At 45.9% G+C, this 20,335-nt stretch carries 14 protein-coding genes; 3 read left to right on the top strand and 11 right to left on the bottom strand.

Annotated elements, in window-relative coordinates:
• Window positions 1-327 precede the first annotated feature (327 nt).
• Together map and ACYVE4_RS00065 are read right to left on the bottom strand one after the other, a co-directional pair.
• On the bottom strand, window positions 328-1,089 hold the full coding sequence (gene map, locus ACYVE4_RS00070) for a type I methionyl aminopeptidase (RefSeq protein WP_460994727.1): 762 nt from the start codon (window positions 1,087-1,089) through the stop codon (window positions 328-330).
• 63 nt (window positions 1,090-1,152) lie between these two features.
• Entirely contained in the window at window positions 1,153-2,496 is a 1,344-nt protein-coding gene (locus tag ACYVE4_RS00065) for a lipopolysaccharide biosynthesis protein (protein WP_460994726.1), read from the bottom strand.
• Window positions 2,497-2,765: 269 nt separating this feature from the next.
• Between ACYVE4_RS00065 and ACYVE4_RS00060 the strand changes: the two genes are divergently transcribed.
• Window positions 2,766-3,941 (top strand): glycosyltransferase family 2 protein, encoded by a 1,176-nt coding sequence (locus ACYVE4_RS00060; protein ID WP_460994725.1) that lies wholly within the window; start codon window positions 2,766-2,768, stop codon window positions 3,939-3,941.
• Window positions 3,942-4,099: 158 nt separating this feature from the next.
• Here the strand turns inward: ACYVE4_RS00060 and ACYVE4_RS00055 are convergent, their stop codons facing one another.
• The 9 genes from ACYVE4_RS00055 to ACYVE4_RS00015 all read right to left on the bottom strand — a co-directional run bounded on the left by ACYVE4_RS00055 (window position 4,100) and on the right by ACYVE4_RS00015 (window position 15,336).
• Window positions 4,100-5,293, bottom strand: a complete 1,194-nt coding sequence (locus tag ACYVE4_RS00055; protein ID WP_460994724.1) for a glycosyltransferase family 2 protein — start codon at window positions 5,291-5,293, stop codon at window positions 4,100-4,102.
• Window positions 5,294-5,303: 10 nt separating this feature from the next.
• Window positions 5,304-6,257 carry a glycosyltransferase family 2 protein gene (locus ACYVE4_RS00050; protein WP_460994723.1) on the bottom strand — a complete coding sequence of 318 codons (954 nt, stop codon included), beginning with the start codon at window positions 6,255-6,257 and terminating at the stop codon, window positions 5,304-5,306.
• Window positions 6,236-7,414 carry a sugar transferase gene (locus tag ACYVE4_RS00045; RefSeq protein ID WP_460994722.1) on the bottom strand — a complete coding sequence of 393 codons (1,179 nt, stop codon included), beginning with the start codon at window positions 7,412-7,414 and terminating at the stop codon, window positions 6,236-6,238. Before ACYVE4_RS00045 ends, ACYVE4_RS00050 begins: the two co-directional genes overlap by 22 nt.
• 36 nt (window positions 7,415-7,450) lie before the next feature.
• Entirely contained in the window at window positions 7,451-7,846 is a 396-nt protein-coding gene (locus tag ACYVE4_RS00040) for a response regulator (RefSeq protein ID WP_460994721.1), read from the bottom strand.
• Window positions 7,847-8,082: 236 nt separating this feature from the next.
• The gene (locus tag ACYVE4_RS00035) at window positions 8,083-9,201 is read right to left on the bottom strand and encodes a sensor histidine kinase (RefSeq protein WP_460994720.1); all 1,119 of its coding nucleotides are present in this window, start codon (window positions 9,199-9,201) and stop codon (window positions 8,083-8,085) included.
• A gap of 42 nt (window positions 9,202-9,243) precedes the next feature.
• Complete coding sequence (locus ACYVE4_RS00030; protein ID WP_460994719.1) at window positions 9,244-10,071, bottom strand: CheR family methyltransferase; 828 nt, start codon at window positions 10,069-10,071, stop codon at window positions 9,244-9,246.
• 3 nt (window positions 10,072-10,074) lie between these two features.
• On the bottom strand, window positions 10,075-13,485 hold the full coding sequence (locus tag ACYVE4_RS00025; RefSeq protein WP_460994718.1) for a response regulator: 3,411 nt from the start codon (window positions 13,483-13,485) through the stop codon (window positions 10,075-10,077).
• Window positions 13,486-13,825: 340 nt separating this feature from the next.
• A complete protein-coding gene (locus ACYVE4_RS00020; RefSeq protein WP_460994717.1) occupies window positions 13,826-15,028 on the bottom strand; it encodes an alpha/beta fold hydrolase in 1,203 nt (400 codons plus the stop codon).
• A 53-nt stretch (window positions 15,029-15,081) separates the two neighbouring features.
• Window positions 15,082-15,336: a hypothetical protein gene (locus tag ACYVE4_RS00015; RefSeq protein ID WP_460994716.1), complete on the bottom strand. Its 255-nt coding sequence runs from the start codon at window positions 15,334-15,336 to the stop codon at window positions 15,082-15,084.
• A gap of 198 nt (window positions 15,337-15,534) precedes the next feature.
• On the opposite strand from ACYVE4_RS00015, the gene ACYVE4_RS00010 reads away from it, so the two are divergent.
• The gene (locus ACYVE4_RS00010) at window positions 15,535-18,960 is read left to right on the top strand and encodes an ATP-binding response regulator (protein WP_460994715.1); all 3,426 of its coding nucleotides are present in this window, start codon (window positions 15,535-15,537) and stop codon (window positions 18,958-18,960) included.
• Window positions 18,961-19,139: 179 nt separating this feature from the next.
• The gene (locus ACYVE4_RS00005; protein ID WP_460994714.1) at window positions 19,140-20,021 is read left to right on the top strand and encodes a sugar phosphate isomerase/epimerase family protein; all 882 of its coding nucleotides are present in this window, start codon (window positions 19,140-19,142) and stop codon (window positions 20,019-20,021) included.
• Window positions 20,022-20,335 lie beyond the last annotated feature (314 nt).

The raw sequence follows: 20,335 nt of genomic DNA, 5'->3' as shown, positions 1-20,335 counted from the left end.
GGAATAGCTTACTATTTAATGAAGCCAATTATACTTTTTACAAATGCATATACGAAAAGGAGCTAAACCAATTCATTGTTAATCTTGTAATCTTGCTTTTACCTAAAATGGTTTATTTGCTTGTTAATCGTCTTTGCCGACGATAAGATAGACCTGCGGCCAAAAAGAAAAAATCAGCAGGATAAGCAAATAAGTAATTACCTGTTGCAGCAATAATAAGTACACAGAAGAGGCCAAGTGTAAGAAGGCCTAAATAGCTATTTTTCATGATTAATAAAGAGTTAGAAGCTATAAGTGATTACATGCACTGATTCGCTCACCAGGATCTTAGTTCCATAGTTGATTCGCAGCGGTCAGAATGATAGGTTGACCATCAGTAACAACAATCGTTTGTTCGTGCTGTACGGCAAAACTATCTCTGGCAATTAAGGTCCACCCGTCACCTTTCTCTTGCGCATACGTGGCTTTGGTGGATAAAAACGTCTCGATGGCTACAACCGAATGTTTGCGAAAACGCGCTTTATTGGATCGATCATAATAACAGAGTATCTCATGCGGTTCTTCATGCAGGCTCCGGCCTATTCCATGCCCAGCCAGATTCTTAATGACTCGATACCCACTTCGTTTGGCTTCTGTTTCGATCAAGCGCCCAATTTCCGCGATTTGGACACCCCCTCGGATATGACGAATGGCTTTGGCCAGAATTCGCTTTGAGGCTTCTACTAGCTCACTATGCTGATGAATATCCTGCCCCAGGATAAACGATCCTCCATTATCTGACCAATAGCCATTCAGTTCAGCTGATACATCGATGTTGACTAAATCCCCTTCCTGGAGAATCCGTTTCGGCGAAGGAATGCCGTGACAGACTTCCTCGTTTATACTGATACAAGTCCAGCCCGGAAAACCATAGGCGAGTTTGGGGGCCGAACGTGCACCATGTTGTTCCAGCAGTTGTCGGCCATATTGGTCCAACTCAAACGTCGACATCCCCGGCCGGGCATACTCTTGCATGCGTTTCAGGGTTAAGCCGACAACTTGGCTAATCTGCTGCATACCAATCAAATCCTCTTCAGATTTCAATGACATAACGTTGTGTTTTTGGTCTGTACTCTGCTGCTTTGAATCGGCAAGATATCGCATTAATTGGACTTACGAGCGGGCCAGCTTACTATAGAGTACGAACAACCCCTTATGCCCTTCCCGAATAACTTGCCAGCCGGTAATAGGCAAGCGTTTGCCGATCATATAAAAACCGAGAATCACTCCACTACCAAATGTAAAGATCGACACAAAAGCAACAGCCGTTACAGATTGGAAGAATTGTAGAGCAATAAGATCACCTATGATATTGATAACCAGCATAATGGCAATTTTTGTCATGTTTGCTTTCGGTACGCCAATCGAATCCAGTAAGACACCTACATAGCGATCAAGCGGGATCAACGCGCTGTAAATCATAAACATCCGAAAGATGATAGCCGCATCCTGATATTGGCTTCCACCCAAGGCCGTTACGAGCGGTTCGGCGAAAATCATGCACAAAAGCGAAACGGGTAAAAGGGCGATCCAAAGACCACCAGCGTTTTTTCGGAAGAAATCGGCCAATAATTCTGGCTGATTGTTGCGATGTAACTTTACCATTTGGGGTATAGATGTTACGACTATACTCCTGATTGGCATTTCGAGTAACTGAATTAATCGTTGGGGGACAGAGTACAAGGCAACCGCGTCCATTCCCAGAAAAATCCGGATGAGGTATATGTCGGAGCTGCGTAGTAAATTAGAGCATAGCAGAGCGCCAATGCTATATTTGCCATAATTCAGCAGCGGTTGCCGCTCGTGGGTCGTTCCCGTAAGGAAACTCGATAAAAATGCCCAGCCCAGCATAATAGCGACCACGCTACTAATCCCCATCGACGCCAGGTAAGCTAGTCCTATCGTCTTGATAGTTAAGAGATTATTTAGGTAAATCAGGATTAGAAGGACCAGGAAAACCAAAGGTTGAATTAGTTTTGACCATTGAAGAACCCCAAAGCGGGATTGGGTTTGTAACAACCAACTAGCCACTGAAATCGGCAAGGAAACAATTCCTACTAAAACAAGCCAGAGTAGTGAATCAACCTTCATAATAGGGCCAAACAACCACTGACTTATCAGGACGATACTAACCAGTAAAAACCCGCAGAGTCCCGTAAAGGCGCCACTAACCTGCCAGGCCGCACCAGCCCACTTACCTAATTCATTCTCGCTTTCGCAGTGCGACGCTTGTTGGATTAAAGCGTTTAGTATCAGCCCTGTACGTACGGTGTCGAATAAAATAAATGAGGTTAACAACAGGCTCCATTCGCCAAAATCAGCCTTTGTTAACCATCGGGCAAGTAATGTAAATGTTAGAAGCCCCAACAGCATTGAACTGCCATTGCCAAGTAAAGACACAACAGCATTCTTACGAAGCAGAGCTTTTACAGAGGATACTACTGAACTGAGTTGCATGGTGGATACGGATAACTTAGCAGGCCTGTGTTGGGTAAATTTACATTTAATTGGCTAAAAACGGTATCAAATTATTTTACTATTATTAAAAACGGTAACTTTATAGTGAATGAAATTCTATAATTGCGTAATACCTTTTACTTAATATAATTGGTTTTCTCGGTTTATGATATAAAGTTTATGAAATCGTTATCGCTTATAGGATTTTAAAAACTTGCCTTGCTCTCACCCAATAAAAGCCGTACGTAATCCACTTAATTGTCTACCCTATGATTTTTGTAAACGCCCTCGCTATGCTGATCGCTGCGTATACGGGCATCAATGTTTTGTACATAAGTCTGGCCGCATTTGCTGGCTTGTTGAGCAGGAATAAGGAAGCTAATCAGAAGTCAGCGCAAGACCCGAAGATGGTCGTCTTGCTGCCATCCTACCGCGAAGATGCAGTGATCATAGAAGCTGCCGAGGCTAGCCTGGCCCAGAATTATCCATCATCGCGCTATGATGTGGTCGTCATTGCGGATTCGCTTCGGCCAGATACTGTTGAGAAACTACGCAGTTTGCCAATTCTGGTGATTGAAGTATCGTTTGAGGTATCGACAAAGGCCAAAGCGCTTCAGAAGGCTATAGATACTTTGCCAGATACGTATGACGTCGCGGTGGTTCTGGATGCGGATAATGTGATGGACCCCAATTGCTTAACGGAACTAAGCCATCCTTTCCGACATGGCTGGAAAGCCGTTCAGGGCCATCGGACGGCAAAAAATACGAACACCAGCGTAGCCATTCTCGACGCAGTTAGTGAAGAGATGAACAACTACCTGTTGCGAAAAGGACAACGGGCATTGGGTATGTCGGCTACGTTAATCGGTTCCGGTATGGCGTTTGAGTATCAGCTATTTAAAGAACTGATACCGAAAGTTCAAGTGGTGAGTGGTTTCGATAAAGAGTCTGAAATGGTATTATTGAAACAACGAATTCCGGTAGAGTACGCTGAATCAGCGATCATCTACGATGAAAAAGTACAGAATGAAGCCGTGTTTGAGCGGCAGCGTACCCGATGGATGGCCGCTCAACTGCGGGTATTACGAACGAATTTTTTGCCAGGTTTAAGCGAATTGTTCCGAGGTAATATCGACTATGCCAACAAAGTATTTCAGGCCATGTTGTTGCCTCGGATTCTGCTATTGGGTGTTTTATTGATTGGCTTTGCGCTCAGCTTTTTATCGGGAGAAGAGTACTGGCCAATCGTTATGGGCGCTCAGGTGGGATTGGCTATCATTACTTTCTACATCGCGACGCCGGGATGGTTACTCAAAAAAATAGGCGTTACCGAATTGATGGGTATCGTCGTGTTATTCGTTCGGTTTGTCCGCTCTATTTTCAAAGTAAAACAAGCTCGCCATACCTTTATACATACTCCTCACGGGATTGAAAGTAGTAATTAACTATCAACTATTTATGTCTTATTTTTTGTCATCCTGACCGTAGGGAAGGATCTCAAAAAAAGTGAATCGCCAATCTATTTTCACGTTGATTGCATAGTCTATAAAACGAAAACCCGCATCAAATCGACGCGGGTTTTTCATTTATCTGATAACATTAATTACGTCATGGCATCAACGGCGTTAGCGCGACGGACTTTTTCCCAGGTACCGGATTGATTTCCACGTAAATAGCGATTGAGACCGGCAAGCGCGCATACATTCATAAACGTGAAATAGAACGGTACAAACAGTAACTTCCAACGGAGCTGACGTTTCTCGAGCATATAACCAATCCAGGAAGCTCCATAGAATAGAATCTGCCCGACCATAAGCAATCCCCAGGCTGAATTCCAACCGTGTTTGGCTACTAAACCGGCATTCAGCAGTAAAATTACCGGCAGACAAAGCGGAGTCACAGCCCAACGCATCACCCGGTGCGAAACATATTCGAAGGTAAGCACCCCATGACGAAAGGGATTTAACAACTCTTTAAGCCATACAATCGACTGAAAGCCGCCCGCAGCAATACGTATCTTTCGTTTTTGCTCGTCGAGAATGGAGAACGACGGGCGTTCCAGTGCGTAGGCATCCGGTTCATAGGCAACCCGATAGCCTCGTCCGGCAATCAGAAGCGATATCATGAAATCGTCAAGAATAGTATCGGGCGATAACACTTCGAACAGTTCTGTCCGAACGGCGAACAATTCTCCGGCGGCTCCGACAATCGTGTGTAATTCAGCGTCCCACTTCTTTAGTTGCGATTCATATTTCCAGTATAGGCCTTCTCCTGAACCGGCAGCCGATTCGCTTTCGTCCGTTAAAATCCGTTTTTCACCGGCTACAGCGCCAACTTCAGGGTCCCGAAAATGGCGAACAATATTCCGTACGGCATCCAGATTTAGTTGGGTATTGGCATCGGTAAAAATGACGATGGGGGTTTTAATTTGCTGCATGGCGCGGTTCATTGCCGCCACTTTTCCCCGTCGTTCGGTTCCGCCAAGAACATCAACTGAATCGCCATAATTCGTACGTAGCCAGTTGTCTGAGCCATCTGTGGAGCCTTCCGTAACGAACAGAAAATGGAGGTGTTCGCTTGGGTAAACCTGCGCTAACGAGTTTGATACTTTATTCGCTAAGCAATCCAGCTCGTTGTAGGCCGGTACAATCAGGGTAACATCGGGTGTGAAATCCGGCGATATATCCGGCACCGGCTTTCGGTTTGGCCGCAATTTTATCAGTAACCAGACAACCAGGCCGTAACCCAGGTAGGTATAGAGTACCAGTACGATACAGATGAGTAGTGCTATTTCCATTCAGTTCGTGTTAATGACCAGCCATCGCTACGGGCATAGGTGCGGTTGCCAGCGGCTTTGTAGTATGGGTCAAATTCCAGATTAGGGCGTCTTTTAATGCTTTAAGGTACGCAGGTTGCCAGGGCAGCATGTACTTAAATAACGCTTTGGGCAAAGCTAGACAAAAGAAATGCAGACAGAAAATCAGTAAAGGAAATCCTGAGACGTTCCGACGCATGAACCATAGTCGATTGCGCGTATGGTAATACACCTTCATCGGGTTCATCTTTCCGACACTCATAGATTCGCGGTGAAAAATCAAGGCAGCGGGCTGATAATATATCTGAAAACCCGCCTGCCTGATTCGCATCGACCAATCCAGTTCTTCGTAATACAAAAAAAAGCTATCGTCCAGCGAGCCAGCTCGTTTCAGTACGGCCCGGTCTAGCATCAGAGCCGCTCCGTGAGCAAACCAGGTTGGGCCAGGTTGGTCATATTGTCCCTCATCTTTCTCTTTAAGCCCATACGCCCAGGTTTGGCCTGTGTACGGATTCAGAGGTCGGTAGCCCGCGTACTGTATAACGGTAGGATTATCGTAATACCGAATTTTGGGGCAGACAACACCAACCTCTGAATGTTCCGAAAACGGAAGCAGTAATTGCTCGAGCAGATTCGGGGTAACAATAGTGTCGTTGTTCAGCAGAAACAGATAATCGCCTTTAGCATGCTGAATCCCTAAATTATTTCCGCCGGAAAACCCCAGGTTTTGGGGACTCTTTACGACCGATACGTTTGGGTACTTACCATCCTGAATCCGCTCGGCAACATCATCTTCCGAACCATTATCGACAACAATAATCTCGAAACGAGGATACGTCAGCGTTTTAGTCGATTCCAGAAAATCGCAGGTGACTGCCGCTTGTTTGTAGTTGATCGTAATCAACGAAATCAGCGGCTCCGTTACTAGACGTTTTCCTTCTGCCATACTGCCTTAAGGGTTCTTATAAGAATCACCAGATCCGTTTTCAATGAAAAACGTTTGGCGTAAAGCACGTCCAGATGAATACGTTCCTGGTCGGAAACTTTCGCCTTCCCGCGCTTGGTCACTTGCCACAGTCCGGTCAAACCAGCCGGAGCCGCAAACCGTCGGGCGTAGCCGATATTTGTCAGTTTTTCGGCTTCATATAAGGGTAGGGGACGGTTGCCCACAAACGACATATCACCCCGTAAGATATTGTACAGCTGGGGTAATTCATCAATACTGGTATTGCGCAGAATTTTCCCCAAACGAGTTACGCGAGGATCTTCCTTGAACTTGCTGAACATGGCTTTCTCCTTTTGCTCACGCTGGTAGGTGATCTCACAAATTTCCTTTTGGTCCAGATACAGAGGCCGTTGACAAGCGGTTCCGGCCATCCGGCACGTTTCGCAGAGCTCATTTTCGTCTTTTTTCTCGGCCACTTTATTATACATATTCTGCGATGCCATACCTGCCAATAGTTTATCGGCTCCGGTGCTCATCGTGCGAAATTTGTACATATTAAAGATCCGGAATCCCATGCCAACGCGCTTGGAGCCATAAAAAACCGGCCCTTTCGAATCGAGTTTCACCAGGATTGCTACGACCAGCAGTATCGGAGATATCATCAACAGAATCAGTGCCGAAAGGGTGATATCGAAGAGTCGTTTCCCAATGGGCATACGAACCTTCATCGGCTTATGAACAGCGTGTCCGTCCTGTTGGTAATTGCGTTTCTGAATCAGGTAATTCAGTCGAATCTGAAAAGCTGTCTCTGAATAATCAAAAGGAAAGGCGTCAATGACACTGCCCTGATACAGCGGAAACGATAGATCTATATTCTCGCGATCGGTTAATAAAATGATCGGTACTTTGGTTCGGCTTATGTTTGCTTTAAAGGCATTCATAAAACCGCGCGTATTCAGGTTGTCATTATATAGTATCAGATCAACTGGATCATTTGCATCCAGATAGGAAATTGCCGACCAGCCATCTGGTACATCAATCACGTCGACTTGCGATTGAAATGTTCGCTGAAACGATTTGATACGCCGATCATCGTTATCAACAAAAAGTATTCGAAACGGCTTACTGATTTGGCTCGGTTTACGTACTGCCTCCATGATCAGGAAAATCAGGTTTTTATGAACTGGCGTTGGCTATTCAACTTTGCTGGTTTCTGTCCGGCGCAGTACGGTCGAAATTTTTGTCTTTACCTCCACCGGATTGAATGGTTTGATGATGTAGTCATCAGCCCCTAACCTCAGGCAGGTTATGCGCGTGTCGCTGTCGGCAAACGAAGACAGAATGATAATCGGTAATTTTCCGAAAACCGGGCTCGCTCTTAGCATACTGATCAGGCCTTTTCCATCCATATGGGGCATCTGAATATCCGTCAGAATAATATCGACGGGATTTCCTTCTTCCAGCCAGGATATGCCTTCAATACCATTTTCTTTTGTGGTTACCTCGAAATCATCTTTCAATGTCTGGCGCAGTACTTTACGGATAAAGGCGTCATCTTCAATAACTAACACATTACTTAGTTTTTTCATATAGATATAGAGAAGCAACAGGGAGTACAATTACAGGTTTCACACTCAACAAAGCAATAGTATATTTACATATATATAATAAAGTAAACTAAATGTGAATTGGAAATAATTATTAACCAGAAACAAAAATGGCTTATTAATTATTCGGTACCTTAAGTAACCAAAATCTGATCGCAAGGCTCTCCGATTTGCGTTTTGTGATAGTAAAAAAGTACTATTTTTTACAAATAGGCTCGCTATTTCATCCACTCGAAATAAAACGCACTGCCCTGATAAGGAGTCGACGTAAACCAGATCTTTCCTCCCTGTTCCTCAACCAATAATTTAAGCGTAGATAACCCAACACCAGTGCTGCTTTCGCCAGTTGCCTGATTCGTTGATTTTCGAAATAAGTTGAAAATCTGATCCTGCTCTTCAACCGCTATGCCCAGACCATTATCGGTAATCGAGAACTCGACATGGGTAGGGAAATCACGGAAACCTATGTCAATTCGACCTTCCGACTTGTCATTGTATTTAATGGCGTTGCTGATCAGATTTTGGAATACCTGCTGAAGCTTTAATTTTTTTGTGTGCATCACCGGCAACGGCCCATGAATCTGAATGGAAATGTGCGTGGGCGGAAATAACAGGCGAGCAATTTGGCTGACTAGCTCCTGAACGTCGACGTCTTCAATCGTTTGCTGATCCATACTCGTGCGGGAATATTCCAGCAACGAATTGATCATATTAGCCATGTAATAAGCCGCATCCCTGGAATGAATAATATATTCCTGAAGGTCATCTTCTTCATCTAGTCCCGCTGGTTTCTGATAAGACATTTCCAGCAGCGACATAGCGCCAATGATACCGGTCAATGGTGATTTCAAATCATGCGCAACTGTGTATACATACTTCTCTAATTGCTTATTGATTCGTTCGATTTGTAGAAGACTTTGTTTCAATTCCTGCTGATAGCGATACAGGCGTTCAAAGACAGCCACTTTCGCCTTTGTCACGTTGATATCCAGTGGTTTTTGCAGGTAATCGACGGCTCCTTCGCCAAAGCCTTTCAGAACGTATTGCTCGTCTTTATTGATGGCTGTAACGAAAATGATGGAGATGTCTTTCGTTTTGGGATTTGATTTGAGTAGTTGCGCTACTTCAAAACCATCCATTTCCGGCATCTGAACGTCCAGCATAATCAGCCCAATGGAATCATTCTTAAGCACTTTCCGCAAGGCGTCGCTACCGGAAAGTGACTTGATGAAGGTCCGATTTTCGGCTTCCAGCATATCTTCCAGAACCAGCAGATTTTCTTCGCGGTCATCGACCAGCAAAATGGTAAAGTTGTTCGATGTGTTTTTCGATAACATTGTTTCTATCAGGTTGATTTCTAGATTATTTAGGGGAGGGTCTTATTGTTTGCGTCTGTAAATCCGGTTGGCTGAACTGATGGCGTCAAACTTCGGGCCTACATCGGCCCATTGTATGGATTCTTTGAGGCCGATGGCCAGATACCCGAGTGGAGAGAGGCTGTCGTAAAACAGTTGGAACACCCGATTTTGTAATTCCCGGTTAAAATAGATCAGTACGTTCCGGCAGCAGATTAATTGAAATTCATTGAAAACCTGATCGATAGCCAGATTATGCTGGGCAAGTACGATGTTTTTCCGGTAGTCTTTTCCAATAATGGCATGTTCGTATTGAGCAGTATAGTAGGTTGAAAAAGCGGTTTTACCGCCCGACTGTCTATAATTCTCGGTATACGTTTTCATTTGCTGAATGGGAATAATTCCCTGGCGAGCCTGATGCAGATTAGCCGGATTTATGTCCGTAGCATACAATCGGGACCGTTCCAGTAGTCCAGCTTCAGCCAGCAAAATAGCCATCGAAAATACTTCTTCGCCGGTCGCGCAGCCCGCATGCCAGATTTTAATGACCGGATACGTAGCCAGGTTGGGAAGTACTTTTTCGCGAAGGTTCTGGTAGAATGTTGGATCGCGGAACATCTCTGTTACATTGACCGTCAGCGTTTGCAGAAACCAATCGAAAAACGACTTGTCATTGGTCAGATAATACCGTAATTCATAGACGGTATTCAGGCCAGCCTGCTCCATACAGCTCCGAACGCGACGACCCAACGAAGCTCGGGCGTAATCACTAAAATCATACCCATATTGCTGATGAATAAGCTGTATGATGGCTGTTAACTCATTGTCTGTCAATGTAATGCGCGGAGTCATCTGTTAGTTGGACAGCCAGACACGCATTAGTGAAAATAACTGACTTTTATCGACAGGTTTGGCTATGTAGTCAGACGCACCTGCCTGGATAACTTTCTCCCGATCGCCGGGCATGGCCTTGGCTGTGAGGGCAATGATCGGTAACTTGCTCAGATGTAATTCGTTACGAATCTGTTGAGTCGCTTCGTAGCCGTCCATTTCGGGCATCATAATATCCATTAGCACAATGTCTGTATCGGTGTGCTCCTGGAGCATTTCCAGCGCTTCCAGGCCATTATAAGCAGTTATGACATTCATTTGGTGTTGTTCGAGCAGGGTGCTTAACGCAAATATGTTACGCATATCGTCGTCCACTAAAAGCACTTTACGGCCCTCGAGTTGCTGACTCGCCAATTCCACTTTGGGTTGTGGAAGGGGCTTCTTCTTATCTTCCTGAACTTTGTAGAGGAAAATTTCCAGCTCATCCATAAGCCGTTCCAGTGAGTGCGACGATTCGCGAATCACAACATCGGATAGCTTTTTGAGTTTCAGCTCGTTGGCCGGACTCAGGTCGTCATCAATGTAAATGATAACCGGCATCGAATTGGAGTCGAGCTTCGCCCGCAACTGGCGGAGTTTGTTGATACCCTTGGTTAAGTCATGTCCCATATCGACAATCAGACAATCATAGGCCTGTTCGGCTGCTTTTTGTAGAACCTCTTCGTTCGTCAATACATAATCGCAGGCCAGGTCGAGATGCCGCTGGTTGATTACTTTCTTCAGGTCGTCATCTTTTAAATGTTCTCCTGACTGAACAAGTACTTTTTTGACTTGCCCGCCTACCTGATTGCCGATCAGCATAAAAACCTGATCGAGGTCTTTCGTACTAACCGGTTTTTGAAGATAGGTCATGACGCCGTCGGCAGGTAGACGAAGGTCTTCCATACCCGATATAATATGCACTGGGATATGCTTCAGGGTTTCATCACTCTTCAGCTCATTCAGAATCGACCAACCGTTCACAACCGGAAGCTGCATGTCGAGGATGATTGCTGAGGGATTGTATTTCCGAACGAATTCCAGCCCTTCGTCTCCCCGGCTCGCCAGGATGGTTTTATACTGACGACTACGGGCAAAATCGCGGACGATCCGGGCAAAAATTGGGTCGTCTTCAATAATTAGCATGACCTGATCATCTTTCTGAATCGAGTCGCGATCATCATGTGTCTGGTTGTTAGCTTGTTCGGTTGGCTTAGCCGATTCGGTAGCTGGTACAACTGAAGCAGGTTCGTCAACGTCTGTCAGGGGGAGAACCAGTGTAAACGTGCTTCCTTTTCCGGGTTCGCTTCGTAGTTGAACCTCTCCTCTGAGACGTTGAATCAGTTCCCGCGTAATGGAAAGCCCCAGACCTGTACCGCCGTACTTTCGGCTTGTGGACCCATCCGCCTGTTGAAACGCGTCAAAAATTAGTTGCTGGCGATCTTCAGGAATACCAATGCCCGTGTCGGTGACGGAAATGGCAAGAACCTGGTCAGCCTGTTTCAGTAGCGGATTTGTCAGATTGCCGGATGGCTTTTCTGTGCGGAACGCAAGCGTTACGGAGCCTTTCGCCGGGGTGAATTTGAAGGCGTTCGACAGTAAGTTTCGAATGGTTTGCTCGAGCCGTTGCTTATCCGTCTGGATAGTTGGTGGAACGGTTTCTGCAACGTCTGTATTGAACGTAACTCCTTTCTGATCAGCAACAACGGTAAAGGTTTGACGCATATCCTCCACAATATTGACTACTTTCACCGGCTCAACCAGCATCTCAACCTTACCGGCTTCAATTTTGGAAAGGTCCAGAATGTCATTGATCAGTTCGAGCAGATCAGCCCCCGACTTATGAATGACATTCGCGTATTCAATTTGTTTATCCGTCAGGTTTTTAGGCTTATTTTCAGCTAGCAGACTCGCCAGAATCAATACGCTATTGAGTGGTGTTCGCAGCTCATGCGACATATTGGCCAGAAACTCGGATTTATATTTACTGGCTTCTTCCAACTCGCGCGATTGCGTCATCAACGTTTGTCGGGCTATTTCAACGGCTTTGTTGCGCTCATTCAATTCCGCGTTCGTCTGGCGCAATTCTTCCTCGTGGACCCGCAGTTCTTCTTCCGAAGCTTGCAGCGATTCGGCTTGTAGGGTCAATTCTTCGTTTGTCTGGCGCAATTCTTCCTGTTGGCTCTCCAGAATTGATTTCTGCTCTTGTACCTGCTTCAACAAGGCTATCCGGCGAACTCGGGCAAAAACGGTGCTCCAGGCCGTTGCAATATCTCTGGCTGCAATTTTCAGTAGCGAAAGGTGTAATTCAGGCACGGCATGAAAATAGGCCAATTCAATAACGCCTTTTAGTTCACCATCGAACCACAACGGTACGCAAACGAGTTGGCCGGGAAGGGCTTGCCCCGTACCTGATTGAATACTCCAGTACGTGTTCGGTACATCTTTGGTTATCAAAATTTCATTCTGAGTAGCCGCCTGCCCTACTAATCCTTCACCGATTGCATACGCACGAGGAGCGGCATTCGATAAGGCCTTAGAAGCAATCAATTGGAGTTGTTGCGTTTCCTCCTGACATGAATAGTACCCAATTGCGGGTACTTCCAGGTGTCGACTTAATAGGTGAATAGATTCTTTGGCTATCGACTCAAGATCCTGTAGATTTTGCAGACTTTCGTTTAGCGCCTTACTTCCTCTTAGAACCCAGTTGTACTCATCACTGGCTTTATTGAGATGTTCAAGTTGCTCAACATTGGATCGAAGTTCCTGAGCAAGATGTCGATGGCGTTTAAATTCTTGTGAATAGAAATAAGTAAGAATTAAAGCTATTGTAAACAGGAGTGCCGTTGACCCCACAGCGCCTTCTGTAAGAAACTCAATATTCGACGACATTTCCTCTTCACGTTTAGCTAACGCCATCTGCGTGTCGCGGAGCACCTGTTCCAGCAGTTGACGACTCCTGCGTACCTGATTTGCTTCCAATCCTGATACCTGAACAGCCTGTGCTTTACCACTATCGTGCTGGCTATCCCAGATTTGCAGTACGCTCCAGATGGTTTGTCGGATCAGCCCCAGTTGCTGAACCTGCGGAGCCGAGCCATCTGGCAACGACTTAAGCTGGGCAAACGTATTCAGAATTTTTTCCTGTGTATTCAGATACGCCAGTACCGCCGATTGATTATGGGTACTCAGAATGGATCGATGCGATAACTCGGTGTCAGCGAGCAATTTTTGTAGGCCTAGAATCTGCTGAACCTGCTCATTTTTAGCTTTAACCCAATCGGCTTCCTCTGACTGTTTCTGAATAGTATTAAAAAACAAGACCCCAATCAGGGAGCCCGTCAGGATCAGAAAGATGCTTCCCAGGTGAAGTTTATTAATAAAGGAGATTTTCATAAACAATGTAAGTTAATCCTGCTACGAGGATCGTAAAGGAGAATAGATCACCTAAAAGGCAAGTAGTAACAAAAGAGATGTGGGTTAGAGTGATTTTCTACAATAAATTATAGTACACTCTTGCAGTAACTAATAAGCAAAAATCCTACAAAAATTTGTTTCTATGTGATTATTATTAATAAAATATTTTCATTTAATCTATTAAGGTAACTTGATGTCTATCGGTAGAGTATATTGTTGGTAGAGAACAGTTATCATAACCAGCCTGTAGTAGGCTGGTTATGATGGAAATAAGCGTCACCTTTTATCTGGAAGAGGAAACTTGTCAGTAAACGTCGACTTACTTCTTGAAATGAATGTTGGCGAACTTTATAAAATTGCTCCAATCGTAAGCCGTTAAGTTGTGTTCGCCCTCTCGAATATGATAGCCTAACGGCGAGTTAATAACGGGTTGGTTGACGGCAGGCGGAGTGACGGGCAGTTTGGAGGTAATACCGTATAAAGCATAAACAGGTTCGGCCTGTTTTAGTGATAAGAATGTACCAACCGGGTCGGCCCATAGGTCTTTCGTGGCATTGGTCGCATAGAGCGGTCTGGGGGCGATAGCTGCCAGCAGCATATGCTGATCGACAGGCAATGCATCTTCGTTGTTATTGAATTTTTTGTAGTTTTTTGCAAACCAGTGTGGGAAAACGGTATTGATCCGACTGACTGTTTCGCCGAATCGCCTGCGAGATAAAGCGGCCCCCGTGTTGCCCGAGCAATTAGTAAAACACATGGCAAATCGTTGATCTTCGGCGGCTGCCCATAAGCTTGCTTTGCCGCCCCTGGAATGCCCAACAACCGCCACTTTTTTGGCGTCGATGGCAGATTCTTTTTCAAAGTAATCCAGCACCCGGCTAGCGCCCCATGCCCATGCACCAATGGCTCGCATGCCGTTAGGTGCGGTCAATTGCTCTGGATAAAGCTGAAGTACACCATTTATGTATTTAAGCGTATCGTCAGGAGCTAGATCACTCACATGAAAAGCGGCAACGGCATACCCACTATCGATCACCATTTCGGCTGGCCAGAAATCGCTCGTATGCGCTCTGGTAGGGTCCGTATTATCTTTGCCCCGGTTGTTAATCAGCAGGAAAACAGGCACTGGTCCCGTTCGCTTAGTAGGCACAAAAAGGACAAGATTTATGGTGAGCCGTTTCTGGTTATGAGCCACCTCGATCAAAACTTCTTTCAAGGTTGCTTTGCCAGACATGGCGCTGGTATTTTCACTTTTTATAGAATAAGTAAGCCGGTCAACGGATTTGGGCATTTGACCATATATATGGTCTTCGAACAGGTTGATGATTTCAGGCCGTCTTACCTTTTCCCAGGTTGTCTTGTTGCTAACTTTCTGACCAGTAGTCGTTTTTAAAACGTCGGGTAAAGTATAGGCCGGAACTTTTGATTCGTCGTAATTGGCTGCCGCCGTATTTTGGGCTTGTAACTTGATGAGTGCCAGCGCAAAAAGTAAGAGTAGGGTAAGGTTTCGTGCGTACTGCATGACAATGACTCAATGGTAAAAATTGCTCTAGTACTTAGTGCATTGGCAATGACTTAGGGTTCATGAGCGACAATGATACCATTGCGTCGCACAATAAATCCATGGCTTGTTAGACCTACAATCACATTGACCTCGTAAACGATTGTCTCTTCTTGCTCCTGTACTTGAAACGAATGCGGAGTTAAGTACATAAAGCTTCGTTTTTGCGAAACAATCTTTCCGTCATAGGAAACGCTTTCATTACCATTCCAGCTGCTGGTATCAATTTCAATAACGTGCTCATTCACGGTTACGCTAAAATCGGCCATTTGTATAGGGATTAATGCAATGTTCAAGCCGAAGATAGCTTAAATGAGGAACCAATTGACTGAAACAGGTAAGATTACTCAGGATATCTATACCGAAGGTATTCGCTATCAGTCAGTAGTACCATTATTTAGGTTGTGATGACCGTAAATCTAGTTAAAGGCGTATTTTTAAGACCGATTTTATGTAAGAAAGTAATTATGAACGAGTTTGAGTCTTCGGAGCAGTTTTTGGCGGGGGGCGGAGAAATGGGGGCGCTTATTCGATCAATGGATTGGTCAAAGACCGCTTTGGGGCCAATTGCTACCTGGCCTCAAAGTTTACGGACTTCCGTTAGTTTGTGTCTGTCCTCCACATTCCCGATTTTAATTGCCTGGGGACCTGAAACCATTCAGATTTATAATGATAGTTACCGACCTATCTGCGGGGCGAAACATCCCGAGTCAATGGGTCAGAATTTCCGAATATGCTGGGAAACTGCCTTATCTGTTGTAGGCGATGCATTCACACGAGGTCAGCAGGGCGAAGGCACCTACATTAAGGATCAGCGCATGTTTCTGGATCGAAATGGCTACCTGGAAGAAGCCTTCATGACGTTCTCGTTTGCGCCTATTCGAGACGAGTCGGGTCAGGTAGGTGGCATCTTTCACCCCATTACCGAAACAACGGATAAGATGCTGAGTGCCCGGCGAACGCAGGTTCTGCGCGATGTAGCGGCTCTAACTAGTCAGGCCAAAACTAACGCCGATATCTACACAAGTCTGGTTCAGGCCCAGGCTGACTTTGCGCTCGATTTACCGTTTTTACTGTTCTATGAACTTAATGAGCAATCACGGGCTCAGTTGGTAGGGAGCGCGGGGCTACATGCCAATGAGATCATACCGGCAGAACTAACCGAATTGGACGTAGTTACTACTGACTGGCTGGCCAACCTTTCTGATTTTCAGATTATCGACAATTTGGCCCAGCGTCTTGGCACGCTGAAGAGTGGTCCTTATCCAGAATCGCCCCATACGGCAGTACGATTACCCATTTTACTCTCTACTAAAGAGCAGCCCATCGGCTTTTTGCTGGCAGGAGTGAGTCCACACCGTGAACTCGATCAGGACTATTTAAACTTCTACGCCTTACTCGCCAATTCGATTAATACTGCTTTCTCGAATGTGTATGCCTACCAACAGGAGCAACAGCGGGCCGAGGCATTGGCAGCAATAGATCGCACAAAAACGGCTTTTTTTAGCAATATCAGCCATGAGTTTCGGACACCGTTAACGCTAATGCTTGGCCCCCTCGAAGAACTCCTACAGGATGCCGATCTACAGACTTCCGTTCATAAAGAGCCGCTGGAAGCTACCCATCGCAATGCCTTACGCTTGTTAAAACTGGTCAATAATCTGCTTGATTTCAGCCGACTTGAAGCGGGTCGTGTACAAGCTCGCTACCAACCGACGGATTTGGTCAGCTTAACGACCGATCTGGCCAGTAGTTTTCGTTCGCTGATTGAACGGGCTGGTTTAGCGTTTACCGTAACCTGTCAGGCCCTATCGACAGCCGTGTTTGTTGACACGGAAATGTGGGAAAAGATCGTATTAAATCTGTTATCCAATGCCTTTAAATACACTCTGAACGGGTCGATTCAGGTCGATTTGCAAGCCGATGAAAAGGACGCTGTACTCCGGGTTTCGGATACGGGCATTGGTATTCCCGAGCGGGAACTGCCTCATATGTTCGAACGATTTCACCGGGTGGAAAATGCAGGAGGGCGAACGTACGAAGGCAGTGGTATTGGGCTTTCATTAGTGGCCGAATTGGTACGGTTACATGGAGGAACGATCACGGTTAGCAGTGTTGAAGGGAAAGGAAGCACATTCGAAGTCCGTATTCCCCTGGGAAAAGCTCACCTGCCAGCCAATCAACTAGGGGAGGGTACTAACGAGCGGGAAGTGAGCCGGTTAACGGATTCATTCCTAAAGGAAGCCCGCACGATGCTTGCTGGAGAAAAACAATCAGATCTGATTGATCAGAGCGCAATAGAAGAGACTCCATTACCGACTGTACGTATTTTAGTGGTTGATGACAATGCCGACATGCGGGACTATTTAAGCCGTTTGTTAACACCTTATTTTAGTGTAGCAACCGCCCTAAATGGAGCCGATGCGATCCGGCAGATAGTCAGCAATCCTCCCCAACTGATTCTGAGCGATATCATGATGCCGGTCATGGATGGCAAGGAATTGCTCCAGCGACTCAAGCAAAGTACGGCTACCGCATCGATTCCATTTATTTTTTTGTCGGCCCGGGCAGGTCAGGAGGCCCGTATTGATGGACTGGAAGCGGGTGCCGATGATTACCTGGTTAAGCCTTTTTCCGGGCCAGAATTACTCTCGAAAGTCCGGACTCAAATTAGCCTCAATCAATCGCGTCGGCATGAAGAGATGCGTTTGCGGACTCTGGTCCAGCAGGCACCCGTGGCTATGCTGCTGGTTAAAGGCGAGGATCTGGTTATCGAATTAATTAACCAGACGATGCTGGATTTGATCCACCGGGAAGCGGATGTACTGGGTAAGCCTTTGCTGGAAGCCATGCCCGAATTAAAGGGCCAGGCCTTTATTAACCGGTGTCTTCAGGTCTATCAAACAGGGCTTGCCGATCAGGGTTGGTCGGTTCCTATTCCCGTGCAACGGGACGGACAGTTGAAAACGGGCTATTTTAATATTACGCTAACACCTTATTACGAAGGCAACACGTTGACCGGCGTTTTGGAAGTATGTACTGAAGTGACCGAACTGGTTGAGGCAAGCCAGGCACTGACTGCCAGCGAAGCGCGGTACCGACAGCTTTCTGCGAAGCTTGATGAACAGGTTCAGCAACGTACACTGCAATTACAGCTTTCGATCCATGATTTACAGCGCTCCAACGAGAACCTACAGCAGTTCGCTTATATAGCCTCGCACGATTTACAGGAACCTCTCCGTAAAATTCAGTCGTTTGGGGATTTGCTAAAAAGCCGCTATGCCGATCAGATGGGCGATGGAGTCACTCATCTCCAGCGCATGCAGACAGCGGCCAGTCGAATGTCTGCACTGATTCGTGATCTGCTTACCTACTCGCGCATTTCGACCCGTCAGGAAGCCGCAGCGCCGGTTTCTCTGAACACCCTTGTTCAGTCTACGCTGTCCGATTGGGCGGATTCGATCCGTGACGCGGATGCCTCGGTACAGGTTTCTTCTTTGCCAACCGTATTGGGTGATGCGCGTCAATTAAGTCAACTGTTTGACAATCTATTGAGCAACGCCCTGAAGTTTCGTCGGGTGGGCAATTCGCCCAGGATAGGATTGCAGGCGGTTCTGATTGATGCCGTCGATATGCCTATTTCTCTAAAACCTGCCCGTCTGGCCAACCAGTATCACCGGATCGACGTATCGGATAATGGCATTGGGTTTGACGAAAAATACCTGGATCGTATTTTTCAAGTATTTCAGCGCCTACATGGGAAAAGCGAATATGCTGGCACAGGGGTTGGTTTGGCTATCTGCGAAAAGGTTGTCGCTAATCACGGAGGGGCAATTACGGCTCGTAGTTACCCCGGCTTGGGGTCTACATTCAGTGTCTACTTGCCCTGCTGAACCAATGCGGAATCTTTCCAGTCAATTCTGTGAGTAATAGTATGTCGTCGTGACAGGACTTGTGAATTCGCGCGAATTGATTGTTGGCAGTTGCTCGTTTACCTATCAGTAACAATGCAATACGATCAACTTTGATTGAGTAGCCGCTCCCTGCCTTACCGCTGGCTAAACAGAATAACATGGCTAATATCGATAGAAAAACATTTCTGAAAGAGCTTGCTCTACTGACTAGTGCTTACCTGGTTTCGGGAGCGACGTTTGCTACTGAATCGACTCGGGCAAAAGCCGCCGTCAAACTAGGATTTGTTACGTATCTGTGGGGAAAAGACTGGGATTTGGATACACTGATTAAGAATTGCGCGGATACGCGCATACTCGGCGTCGAATTGCGAGTGGAGCACGCTCACAACGTTATGCCCAATCTGAGTGCGGCCCAACGGATAGAAGTCAAAAAGAAATTTGCCGATAGTCCGGTGAAATTGATTGGGTTAGGAACAAATCAACAGTATGACTACGTAGATCAAAGTCAATTAAAAGCGTCTATCGAGCGATCAAAAGAATTCATTCGATTAAGCGCCGATGTAGGTGGAACGGGCGTAAAAGTGAAACCCAATGCGCTACACAAGGAGGTGCCTGTCGAAAAAACGCTGACTCAAATTGGCGAATCACTCAATGAATTGGCTCGCTATGGTGCTGAATTAGGGCAACAGATTCGGCTGGAAGTACACGGCGAAGAAACGCAGGAGTTGCCCAATATCAAAAAAATCATGGATGTGGCCAACCATCCCAACGCGACTATCTGCTGGAACTGCAATCCACAAGATCTAAATGGCAAGGGATTTGAATCCAATTTCAACTTAGTAAAAGATCGGTTCGGCGCTACCTGCCACGTTCGTGAGCTAGACAGAACCGACTATCCCTATCAGTCATTGCTGAACAATCTCGTCAAAATGAATTACAACGGCTGGGTACTTCTCGAGTGCCATACTAACCCAACTGATAAAGTACAATCGATGAGGGAGCAACGGGCTGTATTTGATAAGATGATTGCGAAAGCCTAATTATAAACATCGTCGAAGGAGACGGCTTTTACATGTTATTGCACCAATGTCTTTGTGTTTATAACCCTAACAAACGGTCGTTCTTGAGGCAGCTTAATCAAAACGGAATTTTACAAACGTACTACGTTGGTAGTACGTTTGTAAAATTCCGTTTTGATCACCCAACCGGCCAACTTTGAACAGGCTTAAATCTTATCTTTACGCTACTAGCTTTACATGAACTGTGTTAAAAGTCAAGCCATTGAGCGTAAAATAGGTTGATAATTCGGATTGAAATCTTCTTTAAACTTGACCACCGCAAATGCTTGGCGAAG

It is taken from the genome of Spirosoma harenae, from assembly GCF_054776975.1.
The sequence above is the reverse complement of the archived record's forward strand: the minus strand, read 5'-3'. Positions and strand labels throughout refer to the sequence as shown.

What these genes read in the sequence shown, in the direction of transcription:
- ACYVE4_RS00040 (WP_460994721.1), bottom strand. Translation starts at nt 7,846, where the DNA reads ATGAAAAAACTAAGTAATGTGTTAGTTATTGAAGATGACGCCTTTATC.
- ACYVE4_RS00035 (WP_460994720.1), bottom strand. Translation starts at nt 9,201, where the DNA reads ATGTTATCGAAAAACACATCGAACAACTTTACCATTTTGCTGGTCGAT.
- map (WP_460994727.1), bottom strand. Translation starts at nt 1,089, where the DNA reads ATGTCATTGAAATCTGAAGAGGATTTGATTGGTATGCAGCAGATTAGC.
- ACYVE4_RS00020 (WP_460994717.1), bottom strand. Translation starts at nt 15,028, where the DNA reads ATGCAGTACGCACGAAACCTTACCCTACTCTTACTTTTTGCGCTGGCA.
- ACYVE4_RS00055 (WP_460994724.1), bottom strand. Translation starts at nt 5,293, where the DNA reads ATGGAAATAGCACTACTCATCTGTATCGTACTGGTACTCTATACCTAC.
- ACYVE4_RS00015 (WP_460994716.1), bottom strand. Translation starts at nt 15,336, where the DNA reads ATGGCCGATTTTAGCGTAACCGTGAATGAGCACGTTATTGAAATTGAT.
- ACYVE4_RS00050 (WP_460994723.1), bottom strand. Translation starts at nt 6,257, where the DNA reads ATGGCAGAAGGAAAACGTCTAGTAACGGAGCCGCTGATTTCGTTGATT.
- ACYVE4_RS00005 (WP_460994714.1), top strand. Translation starts at nt 19,140, where the DNA reads ATGGCTAATATCGATAGAAAAACATTTCTGAAAGAGCTTGCTCTACTG.
- ACYVE4_RS00065 (WP_460994726.1), bottom strand. Translation starts at nt 2,496, where the DNA reads ATGCAACTCAGTTCAGTAGTATCCTCTGTAAAAGCTCTGCTTCGTAAG.
- ACYVE4_RS00045 (WP_460994722.1), bottom strand. Translation starts at nt 7,414, where the DNA reads ATGGAGGCAGTACGTAAACCGAGCCAAATCAGTAAGCCGTTTCGAATA.
- ACYVE4_RS00030 (WP_460994719.1), bottom strand. Translation starts at nt 10,071, where the DNA reads ATGACTCCGCGCATTACATTGACAGACAATGAGTTAACAGCCATCATA.
- ACYVE4_RS00060 (WP_460994725.1), top strand. Translation starts at nt 2,766, where the DNA reads ATGATTTTTGTAAACGCCCTCGCTATGCTGATCGCTGCGTATACGGGC.
- ACYVE4_RS00025 (WP_460994718.1), bottom strand. Translation starts at nt 13,485, where the DNA reads ATGAAAATCTCCTTTATTAATAAACTTCACCTGGGAAGCATCTTTCTG.
- ACYVE4_RS00010 (WP_460994715.1), top strand. Translation starts at nt 15,535, where the DNA reads ATGAACGAGTTTGAGTCTTCGGAGCAGTTTTTGGCGGGGGGCGGAGAA.